Below are 10,076 nucleotides of genomic sequence, written 5' to 3'. Positions count from 1 at the left end.
GAGCGCGTCCGCACCGCCTTCAGCGCCCCCTCCGGCGGCGGCTCCGTGCCCCCGGCCGCTGCCGGCCGTGCGCCGACCGGGGCCGGGGCCGGGCCCGGCTGCCCGGCGGAGAAGGAGGTGAGCTCCTCCTCGTCCACGCTGAGGACCTTCGCGTACGCCTCGCGCTTGCGCCCGCGTGGCTCGGTGCGGCCGGTCTCCCAGGACCGGACCGTGGCCCGCGTGACGCCCACGGCCTCCGCGACCTGTTCCTCGGTCAGGGCCTTGGCCTCACGCAGTCTGCGCCGCTCCTTCGGGGTGGGAAGCGAGACGGCGGATGCGGAACCTGCGGTGCTCCGGCTCATCGGCGACGACCTCCCGCAGAGCTGCACCGGGCGGAAAAGTACATAAACGTATATTGAGCGACACAACGGCGGTTTGCCTGTTACGCGAGAAAAGCGCGTGTCGTTGGCAGCATGGGCGCGTGACGCACGTGACCGAACACCTCCCTTCGTCGCCCGCCGATCCGCTGGTCCACAGCGGCCGTTCCGCCGTGCTGGCCACCGCTCTCGTGCGCGGCGGGGTCGCGGCGGGGCTCGGCCTCGGGGCGCTGGCGGTCCTGGTGACAGCGGCGTGGATCAGTTCGCCGTTCCCCGACAGCGGGCCCGGCGGGGCGCTGCACGCGGCCGCGGGGCTGTGGCTGCTGGCCCACGGCGTGGACCTGGTCCGCACGGAGACCCTCTCCGGGGTTCCCGCCCCGCTGGGTGTGGCCCCCCTGCTGCTCATGGCCCTGCCGGTCTGGCTCGTGCACCGGGCAGCCCGGGACACGCTGGAGCCGTTCACCGGGGGGACGCCCGGGCCCCGGCTCTCCGCAGGCGGCGCGGTGGCCGCGGTCGCGGGGGGATATCTGCTGGTCGCGGCCGGTGTGGTGCTCTACGCGGCGAGCGGCCCGCTGCCCGCGGACCTGGTGGCGGCCGGATTCTGGCTGCCCGCGGTGGTGCTCTCGGCGGCGGGTCTGGGCGTCTGGACGGCGACCGGGCGGCCCCTGCCGGAGCGGGAACAGACGGCCGTGGCGCTCCGGTCGGGCGTGCGGGCGGTGATGACCCTGCTCGGCGGTGGGGCGGCGCTGTTCGGGATCTCCCTGGTCTGGCACGCGGGTGCGGCGCAGGAGTCCTTCGCATGGCTCGCGGGCGAGTGGGCCGGCCGGGTCGCGGTCGTGCTCCTCGCGGTCGCGCTGGTACCGAACGCGGCGGTGTGGGGTGCGTCGTACGGTCTGGGGCCCGGGTTCTCGCTCGGCGCCGGGGCATCGGCGACCCCGCTGGGCCTCGTCGGCGACGCGGCCGTCCCGCCGTTCCCGCTCCTCGCCGCGCTGCCGGCCGAGGGCCCGGGGACCTGGCCGCACTGGTCCGCCCTCGCGGTTCCGCCGGCGGCCGCGCTGGTTCTGGGCGGCTGCGTGGGACGGTCGGCCCGGCTCTGGACGGGCCGGGAGACGGCGTCGACGGCGCTGGTCGGGGCCTGTGGGTGCGGGGTGGCGGTGGCGCTCCTTGCGGCGGCCGCGGGCGGCCCGCTCGGGTCGGGCCGGCTGTCCGCGTTCGGGCCGGTCTGGTGGCAGGCGGGCGCGGCGGCGATGCTGTGGGGCGCGATGGTGGGGGTGCCCGCAGCACTGGGGGTACGGGCGTGGGTGCAGCGTGAACCGAAGCCGGCCCCGGTGCCGTCCGCACCCGCGTCGGCGGTACCGACCGGGGCCCAGGCGCCGGTCACGGCCACCGCGGTCGCGGTCGATCCGGTGGCGAAGGACGAGGACGAGCCGGGGTTCGAGCCGTACGACTTCCTGCCCGCGGCCTGGGAACCGACCCTGCCGCCTCGGCCGCCGCTGCCCCCGTCGCCGCCTCCTCTCCCTCCCCTGCCGCCTCTCCCTCCACTGCCCCCGGTGCCGGTCACGGCCCCGTCCGCCGACGGGCCTTCCGGACTCCCGGGGCCCGCGCGACAGGAACGACCGGAAGACACCGGACCGGGGCGCACCGAGCCGCCGGAGGCCGCGGAGCCCCCGGCGGCCTCCGGGACGTGAGTCCAGCAGGTCCAGCAGGTGAGGTAGCTGCTACTCCCGTACGCCGAAGACGTCCCGGAGCGGCTCCGGCAGCAGGTCGTTGCAGGCCAGCTGGCCCGAGTGGGTCAGGGCGTCGTCGGCGCAGGTGTAGAAGTCGCGGTAGACGAGCTGCATGGTGAAGCTGCCCGCGACGATCAGCAGGGCGAGGGCCGCGGCGACCAGGCCGCTGACGGCCGCCGTGCGCTGCGCGCGGGCCGGAGCTGCGGCAGCGGCAGCGGCAGCGGCCGCGAAAGCGGCGTCGGCGGGCGTCGGGGCGGGGGCCGTGGCCGAGGCGGACGGGCCCGTCGCGGTCACCGCCTTGGGCTTGGTGCGCAGGGCGCTCACGGCCCAGTAGAGAGCCAGCGCGCCGAGGAGCAGCGCCAGTTCCTGGATCTCGAAGATCGCGAAGAAGAACGCCCACATGCCGGCGAGCAGCGCGTACCGCGCCCGCCGCTGCGCCGGATCGGTCGGATCCCACTTCGGCCCCGGCTTCTGGCCCTGCTCGGGGCCGCCCTGGCGCTCGGGGCGCCGCCCGAAGCCGTCGGAGGAACGGCCGGGCTGGCGGCTGCTCCAGCGGCCCCGGGAGGACCCGGAGGAGGAGTCGGACGACGAGTCGTCGTCCGAGCCCTCCGGCCGCCGCGGCTGCCACGGCTGGTCCGGCTGCCCCTCGGGCGGCGGCGCGAACGGATTGTCGTCGTCGGTGGACTGGCGTTCCGGCATCTGCTGAACGTCTTCCCTCTGTCGTCGCAACTGCTGTCTCAACTGCCGTCTCACGTGCTGTCTCAACTGCTGTCTCGTCTGTCGTCGAACCCAGACGCTACCCCCCGGCCACGCCCCCGTCCCGTGGGGGCCGTCCGGTGTGCCGGTATCGTTGCTGACGGTCGGGCCATTCGTAGGGTTCCCCGTATCGAGGGCCACGATTCGTTCGTACGACCGTACAAACACCACGGAAAGAGTGACTCAGTGGCCGCCGCCCGTCTCGTCGTCCTGGTCTCCGGGTCCGGCACCAACCTTCAGGCCCTGCTCGACGCCATCGCCGCCGACCCCGACGGGTACGGCGCCGAGATCGTCGCCGTGGGCGCCGACCGCGAGAACATCGCCGGCCTGGAGCGTGCCGAGCGTGCCGGGCTGCCCACGTTCGTGTGCAAGGTCAAGGACCATCCGAGCCGTGACGCGTGGGACCGCGCCCTGACCGAGGCCACCGCCGCGTACGAGCCGGATCTCGTCGTCTCGGCCGGCTTCATGAAGATCGTCGGCAAGGAGTTCCTGGCCCGCTTCGGCGGCCGGGTCGTCAACACCCACCCGGCGCTTCTCCCCAGTTTTCCCGGTGCCCATGGAGTGCGGGACGCACTCGCGTACGGCGCGAAGGTCACCGGATGCACCGTCCACTTCGTCGACGACGGCGTCGACACCGGCCCGATCATCGCCCAGGGCGTGGTCGAGGTCCGGGACGAGGACGATGAAGCCGCTCTGCATGAGCGCATCAAGGAAGTCGAGCGCTCGCTGCTCGTCGAGGTCGTGGGGCGTCTGGCCCGGCACGGCTACCGCATTGAGGGACGAAAGGTAACAATCCCGTGACCGCCGAAGGTACGAAGCGCCCCATCCGCCGCGCACTCGTCAGCGTCTACGACAAGACCGGCCTGGAGGAGCTGGCCCGCGGCCTGCACGAGGCGGGTGTCTCCCTCGTCTCCACCGGCTCCACCGCCTCGAAGATCGCCGCGGCCGGCGTCCCGGTCACCAAGGTCGAGGAGCTCACCGGCTTCCCCGAGTGCCTGGACGGCCGGGTCAAGACCCTCCACCCGCGCGTGCACGCCGGCATCCTCGCCGACCTGCGTCTGGAGGACCACCGCAACCAGCTCGCCGAGCTGGGCGTCGAGCCCTTCGACCTGGTGATCGTCAACCTCTACCCGTTCCGGGAGACCGTCGCCTCCGGCGCCACCCCCGACGAGTGCGTCGAGCAGATCGACATCGGCGGCCCGTCCATGGTCCGCGCCGCAGCGAAGAACCACCCCTCCGTCGCGGTCGTCACCAGCCCCGCCCGCTACGCCGACGTCCTCACCGCGGCCCGTGAGGGCGGCTTCGAGCTCGCCGCCCGCAAGCGCCTGGCCGCCGAGGCCTTCCAGCACACCGCCGCGTACGACGTGGCCGTCGCCTCCTGGTTCGCCGACGACTACGCCGCCGCCGACGACAGCGGTTTCCCGGACTTCCTGGGCGCCACCTACGAGCGCTCCAACGTGCTGCGGTACGGCGAGAACCCGCACCAGGGCGCCGCGCTGTACGTCGACGGCACCGGCGGCCTGGCCGAGGCCGAGCAGCTGCACGGCAAGGAGATGTCGTACAACAACTACACGGACACCGACGCCGCGCGCCGGGCCGCGTACGACCACACCGAGCCGTGCGTGGCGATCATCAAGCACGCCAACCCCTGCGGCATCGCGATCGGCGCCGACGTCGCCGAGGCCCACCGCAAGGCCCACGCCTGCGACCCGCTGTCCGCGTTCGGCGGCGTGATCGCCGTGAACCGCCCGGTCTCCGTGGCGATGGCCGAGCAGGTCGCCGAGATCTTCACCGAGGTCATCGTCGCCCCCGGGTACGAGGACGGCGCGGTCGAGGTCCTGGCCAAGAAGAAGAACATCCGCGTCCTGTGCGCCGAGGGCGCCCCGGCCAACCCGGTCGAGGTCAAGCCCATCGACGGCGGAGCCCTCCTCCAGGTCACCGACCGGCTGCAGGCCGACGGCGACAACCCGCAGAACTGGACGCTGGCGACCGGCGAGGCGCTCTCCGCCGACGAGCTGACCGAGCTCGCCTTCGCGTGGAAGGCCTGCCGCGCCGTCAAGTCGAACGCCATCCTGCTCGCCAAGGACGGCGCCTCGGTCGGCGTCGGCATGGGCCAGGTCAACCGCGTCGACTCCGCGAAGCTCGCGGTCGAGCGCGCGGGTGAGGAGCGGGCCCGTGGCGCGTTCGCCGCGTCGGACGCGTTCTTCCCCTTCCCGGACGGCCTGGAGATCCTCACGGCGGCGGGCATCAGGGCCGTCGTGCAGCCGGGTGGGTCGGTGCGCGACGAGCTGGTGATCGAGGCGGCGAAGAAGGCCGGCGTGACGATGTACTTCACCGGCACGCGCCACTTCTTCCACTGACCTCACGCGCCACTCCTTCCACCGAGCGGTGGACAGCGGGCGGCCCGCCGGTACCTTCCCGGTGCCGGCGGACCGCCCGTTCCCGCGTTCCGCGGGTCAGGGCATGAACCGGCCGCCGCACTCGTCCTCTGACGCAGGCCCTCGCAGACCTGGACGAGCAGCGCGGGCCCTGCCGGCGGCGGGGCGGCGCCCGACAGCAGCGCCGGGAGGGGGCGTTCCGCCTTCTCCAGGACGAGAACGGTGGCGCCGTCCAGCTCCGGGAGCGCGGGGTCGTCGACCGTCAGGGTCTCGTACAGCCGGATCAGCCGCGGGGAGCGCAGCCGTCGCAGCAGCTCCACCTCGCGCTCGGCCAGCTCGCGCAGATGGCGCAGCCGGCGCGGCGTACGGGTGCTGGTCGGCAGGAACGTGAGGGCGGCCCGGTCCAGGAGATCCTCCCGGCCGGTCGTGCGACGGGCCGCGTAGACGCTGCCGAAGGCCCCCGCTCCCAGCGGGCGTTCGACCGTCCAGGCGCGATCCGGTAGCCGGCCGGCACGGTCAGGGGAAAGCTGTTCACCGGGCCTGCGCCAAGGTCGCCAGATCGTCCTCGCGTACGAGATCGAAGCGGAGGGCGAGGGAGACCAGGGACTCCTTCTTGCCGTTGAGCCGGGGCCCGGCGCCGGCCGTCTCCGGGCCGGGCTTGAGCCGCAGCTTCACCGCCAGATAGTCGATGTTCCACTGCACCGACGCCCGGTTGACCGCCGGCCACAGCGGCCGCAGTCGGTCGGCGATCTGCTCGACGGTCGGCAGGGGCGCGTGCGGATGGCCGCGCAGGCGCGCCTCGCACAGCGCGGCGAGCACGAGGAAGTACCGCTTGGAACGGTCGAGGGGGAAGGCGAGCGCCGTCGGCTCGCCGTCCTCGGCGGCGTGCGCGCGCTCCACGTAGTCGTGCCGGGGCGCCCACACGCTGAAGTCGAGCAGGTCACCGCCCGCCGGAAGCACGACCCGGGAGAACTCGAACGGCACGGGGGCGTTCACCCGCCCCGGCGCGATCTTGATGTGCTCCCCGGCGCCTTCGGGGTTCTCGACGACATACGTCGAGGCGGCGCTGAAGTTGCTCAGCGCCCAGTGGCTGCCGGTCGCGCTGATCTCGCCCGCCGTACGGGACACCCCGGGGTGCGGGATGTCCAGATGGCGGCGGCCGGCGGCCGCGTACGGTGTCGCACGGCCGAAGCGGAGCCGTTCGCCGGGGGCCAGCCTGACCTGGGCTCCGGGGGGTGTGGTGGGTGCGGGCACCACGATGATGCTGTACATGGCACGTCCTTTCCCCGAGGTATGCGCGGACAGGGTAGGAAGCCGCGATAAACGAACGCAGAACGCCGGAGGACCGGCCTCCGACGGCATGCGGGAAGGCGTCCGGGCCCGCCGCGACGGGCCCGGAAGGGCCGCGTGACGCGGGTAAGTCCGACGATTCCGCCGGTCGGGTCCTCTCTGGTCTAATGGGTTGCTCTTTTGTCGGCGGCGGGTAGTGGGGGCGCGGTGTTGGATGTGCAGACCGGGGCTGTGGCGGAGACCGCCGCCCCGAAGACCGGCGCCGGGCCGCCCGACGCGACCCCCGCGCAGCCGCCACTGCGCCCGTACGTCCTGGTGGCGGCCGGGCTCTGCGCCCTCTACTTCCTCTACTCCTGGGTCCGGTACGAGCAGTTCCGCACGCCCTCCTGGGATCTGGGGATCTTCGAGCAGTCGGTCCGCGCCTACGCGGAGTTCCGCGCCCCGATCGTCGACATCAAGGGCCCCGGCTTCCTCATACTCGGGGACCACTTCAGTCCGGTCACCGCTCTCCTGGCGCCCCTGTACTGGATCTGGTCCTCCCCGCTCGCCCTGCTCCTCGCCCAGGCGGCGCTCTTCGCCGCCTCCGCCGTCGTCGTCGGCCGCACCGCCCACCAGGTGCTCGGCAGCCGGGCCGCCGGCCTCGGCCTCACGATCGCCTACGGCCTGTCCTGGGGCCTTCAGGAGGCGGTCAAGTCCGACTTCCACGAGATCGCCTTCGCCGTCCCGCTGCTCGCCCTGACCTGCCGGGCCCTGCTCCTGGGGCGCTGGACCGCGGCCGTCGCCTGGTCCGCGCCCCTCGTCCTCGTCAAGGAGGACATGGGCCTCACCGTCGCGATGGTCGGCGCGGTGCTCTTCCTGCGCGGCGCCCGCCGCCCGGGCGCGGCCCTGGCGGCCTTCGGCGTCGCCTTCTTCGCCCTGACGGTCCTGGTCCTCATCCCGGCCGCGAGCCGGGTCGGCCAGTACGACTACTGGGCCAAGATCGAGAAGTCGAGCGAGGGAGCCGACGTCTCCTTCGCTCAGGCGCTCGTCACGTCGCTCGGCTCCGACGTGAAGTGGGAGATGCTCTTCTTCCTCGTCGGCATCACCGGCTTCCTCGCCCTGCGCTCCCCGCTGATGCTGCTCGTGCTGCCGACGCTCGGCTGGCGCTTCCTCTCCCAGGACCCGAACCACTGGGGGATGATCTGGCACTACAGCGCGATCCTGATGCCGATCGTCTTCCTCGCCCTGGTCGACGCCGTCCGGACCGTCCGCACCTCGCCGCGCGCCTGGCTCGTCTCGTACGGGAAGGTCGTCGTGCCCGTCGTCACGGCGGTCTCGATCGTGCTCGCCCTGAACCTGCCCCTGCGGGAGCTGCTGCGCTCGGAGACGTACCGTACGGACGCCCGGACGCTGGACGCCCGGCGGGCGGTCGACGCCATGCCGGACGGGACGAGCGTGGAGACCAATGTGACGCTCATGGCCCATCTCACAGCGGACCACACGGTCTACTGGGTGGGCGGGGCGAAGGGTGTCAGCCCCGACTTCCTTGCGCTCGACCTCGATTCCGGATGGTCCCAGCCGGTGACGGACCCGGTGCAGCTGGCTTCGCAGCTGCATCCGGAGGCACGGTACGAGGTGTCGTTCCGGGCGGGACAGTTCGTGGTGCTGCGACGCGCGTGAGACGCGTACGTCACGCGCACGTCGCGGTACGGACGCGCGTACGGACACGTCGAAGGGGCCCGGTTCCTGGCGGAAACGGGCCCCTTCGGCGTGCGCGCGGGTGTGATCAGTACTGCTGCGTGGCGCGGTTGAACCAGGCCGAGCCGTCCGACTTCGCCACGAAGACGATGACCAGGACGCCGAGGGCCATGCTGACGATGCCCAGCGGCAGCGAGAAGATGCTGAACAGCACGATGAACGCCGCGTAGACGATGGAGCAGACGCGCACACCGTTGCCGCCCGACTTGAACTTGGCGGCGAGCATCATGCCCAGGGCGGCGAAGATGATCGAGAAGATGCCGACACCGATCATCAGGCCCTGGCCCAGGTCGGCGAACGCCTCGGCGTCGGCCGTCGTGGCACCGGACTTCTCCAGTTCGCTGTCGATCGCGAAGGAGAAGGCGATGGCGCCGAGGCCGCCGAGCATGTTGAGGCCGCTGAGGATCCACAGGATCACGCGGGCCGACTTCACGCCGCCCGGCATCTCCATGACCGCGCCCGGGTAGCCGCCGCCGTAGGGCTGCTGGACCGGCGGAGCCTGCGGGTAGCCGTACTGCGGCGGCACGCCCTGCGGGGCCTGCTGCGGGTAGCCGTACCCGGGCTGCTGGCCCTGCGGCTGACCGTATCCGGCCTGCGGGTCCTGCGGCTGGCCGTAGGGGTTGTTCGGTTCGCCGAAGCTCATCGCGGGTTTCCTCCGTGGAATCGTGCGGGGACGGACGCGGCCCGCGCGGAGGAACTTGCACAACATATGAGCGGTTTGCCCCCCGGCACTGCCCGCGGCACTGCGCGGTCATCGTCGTCGTAGCACGGACTTCTTGTCCAGTCGGTATGCCCGGAAGTTGTGCAGGTGCAATCTCCTCGGGTGCCGCGGGGAGGCCCGTGCGCGGCCGAATTGGAACTAGTGAGGGGTCATCCGGGAGGATGGGTGCATGAGCGCCCAGATTCTCGATGGCAAGGCCACCGCAGCCGAGATCAAGTCCGATCTGACCGCCCGCGTGGCGGTTCTGAAGGAGAAGGGCGTGACGCCCGGCCTCGGTACCGTCCTGGTCGGTGACGACCCGGGCAGCCAGAAGTACGTCGCGGGCAAGCACCGCGACTGCGCGCAGGTCGGCATCGCTTCCATCCAGCGTGAACTGCCCGCCACGGCCACCCAGGAGGAGATCGAGGCGGTCGTACGGGAGCTCAACGAGGACCCGGCGTGCACGGGGTACATCGTGCAACTCCCGCTCCCCAAGGGCATCGACGAGAACCGCATCCTGGAACTGATGGACCCGGACAAGGACGCGGACGGCCTGCACCCGATGAACCTGGGCCGTCTCGTGCTGAACGAGCCGGCGCCGCTGCCGTGCACGCCGAACGGCGTCCTCACGCTGCTGCGCCGCCACGGCGTGGAGATCAAGGGCGCGGAGGTCGTGGTCGTCGGGCGCGGAGTCACCATCGGACGTCCGATGCCGCTGCTGCTGACCCGCCGCTCGGAGAACGCGACGGTGACGCAGTGCCACACGGGTACGCGTGACCTGGCCGCGCACCTGCGCCGGGCCGACATCATCGTCGCCGCCGCCGGGGCGGCGCACCTGATCAGGCCGGAGGACGTGAAGCCGGGCGCGGCCGTGCTCGACGTCGGCGTCTCGCGCAACGGCGACGGCAAGATCGTCGGCGATGTGCACCCGGGGGTCGCGGAGGTCGCCGGCTGGATCTCGCCGAACCCCGGCGGCGTCGGCCCGATGACCCGCGCGCAGCTCCTGGTCAACGTCGTGGAGGCCGCGGAACGCGCGGCCGCGGCGCTCTGACGATGACCTCCCCCACCGAGGGCGCCTCCGGCGCCGAGGACCCGGGCCGGGAGCCGGCGGGTCCGGCCGCCGCGCCTGCCC

At 72.7% G+C, this 10,076-nt stretch carries 10 protein-coding genes; 5 read left to right on the top strand and 5 right to left on the bottom strand.

Annotation, left to right across the window (positions count from 1 at the left end):
- The coding region (locus tag J7E93_RS29700) for a helix-turn-helix transcriptional regulator (protein WP_215073100.1) at positions 1 to 341 on the bottom strand (341 nt) is incomplete at its 3' end.
- A 119-nt stretch (positions 342 to 460) separates the two neighbouring features.
- On the opposite strand from J7E93_RS29700, the gene J7E93_RS29695 reads away from it, so the two are divergent.
- Complete coding sequence (locus tag J7E93_RS29695; protein ID WP_215073099.1) at positions 461 to 2,044, top strand: DUF6350 family protein; 1,584 nt, start codon at positions 461 to 463, stop codon at positions 2,042 to 2,044.
- A gap of 30 nt (positions 2,045 to 2,074) precedes the next feature.
- Here J7E93_RS29695 and J7E93_RS29690 read toward each other — a convergent pair whose 3' ends face one another.
- A complete protein-coding gene (locus J7E93_RS29690) occupies positions 2,075 to 2,782 on the bottom strand; it encodes a hypothetical protein (RefSeq protein WP_215073098.1) in 708 nt (235 codons plus the stop codon).
- Positions 2,783 to 3,025: 243 nt separating this feature from the next.
- On the opposite strand from J7E93_RS29690, the gene purN reads away from it, so the two are divergent.
- Positions 3,026 to 3,640 (top strand): phosphoribosylglycinamide formyltransferase, encoded by a 615-nt coding sequence (gene purN / locus J7E93_RS29685; protein ID WP_215073097.1) that lies wholly within the window; start codon positions 3,026 to 3,028, stop codon positions 3,638 to 3,640.
- Positions 3,637 to 5,199: a bifunctional phosphoribosylaminoimidazolecarboxamide formyltransferase/IMP cyclohydrolase gene (purH, locus tag J7E93_RS29680; RefSeq protein ID WP_215073096.1), complete on the top strand. Its 1,563-nt coding sequence runs from the start codon at positions 3,637 to 3,639 to the stop codon at positions 5,197 to 5,199. The genes purN and purH overlap by 4 nt, the downstream gene beginning before the upstream one ends.
- A gap of 2 nt (positions 5,200 to 5,201) precedes the next feature.
- Here the strand turns inward: purH and J7E93_RS38200 are convergent, their stop codons facing one another.
- On the bottom strand, positions 5,202 to 5,537 hold the full coding sequence (locus J7E93_RS38200; protein WP_215073095.1) for a hypothetical protein: 336 nt from the start codon (positions 5,535 to 5,537) through the stop codon (positions 5,202 to 5,204).
- A 211-nt stretch (positions 5,538 to 5,748) separates the two neighbouring features.
- Complete coding sequence (locus tag J7E93_RS29670) at positions 5,749 to 6,489, bottom strand: FHA domain-containing protein (protein ID WP_215073094.1); 741 nt, start codon at positions 6,487 to 6,489, stop codon at positions 5,749 to 5,751.
- A 225-nt stretch (positions 6,490 to 6,714) separates the two neighbouring features.
- Here J7E93_RS29670 and J7E93_RS29665 point away from each other — a divergent pair, with 225 nt between their 5' ends.
- Positions 6,715 to 8,166, top strand: coding sequence for a DUF2079 domain-containing protein (locus J7E93_RS29665; RefSeq protein ID WP_215073093.1), 1,452 nt, complete (start codon positions 6,715 to 6,717; stop codon positions 8,164 to 8,166).
- 106 nt (positions 8,167 to 8,272) lie between these two features.
- Here the strand turns inward: J7E93_RS29665 and J7E93_RS29660 are convergent, their stop codons facing one another.
- Entirely contained in the window at positions 8,273 to 8,887 is a 615-nt protein-coding gene (locus tag J7E93_RS29660) for a tetraspanin family protein (RefSeq protein ID WP_215073092.1), read from the bottom strand.
- A 247-nt stretch (positions 8,888 to 9,134) separates the two neighbouring features.
- On the opposite strand from J7E93_RS29660, the gene J7E93_RS29655 reads away from it, so the two are divergent.
- Positions 9,135 to 9,995, top strand: a complete 861-nt coding sequence (locus J7E93_RS29655; RefSeq protein ID WP_215073091.1) for a bifunctional methylenetetrahydrofolate dehydrogenase/methenyltetrahydrofolate cyclohydrolase — start codon at positions 9,135 to 9,137, stop codon at positions 9,993 to 9,995.
- The last annotated feature ends 81 nt before the right edge of the window (positions 9,996 to 10,076 follow it).

The organism is Streptomyces sp. ISL-36, from assembly GCF_018614205.1.
In the GTDB taxonomy this organism is placed as follows: domain Bacteria; phylum Actinomycetota; class Actinomycetes; order Streptomycetales; family Streptomycetaceae; genus Streptomyces.
Note: the sequence above shows the minus strand (reverse complement) of the source record. Positions and strands in the feature narration are given on the sequence as shown.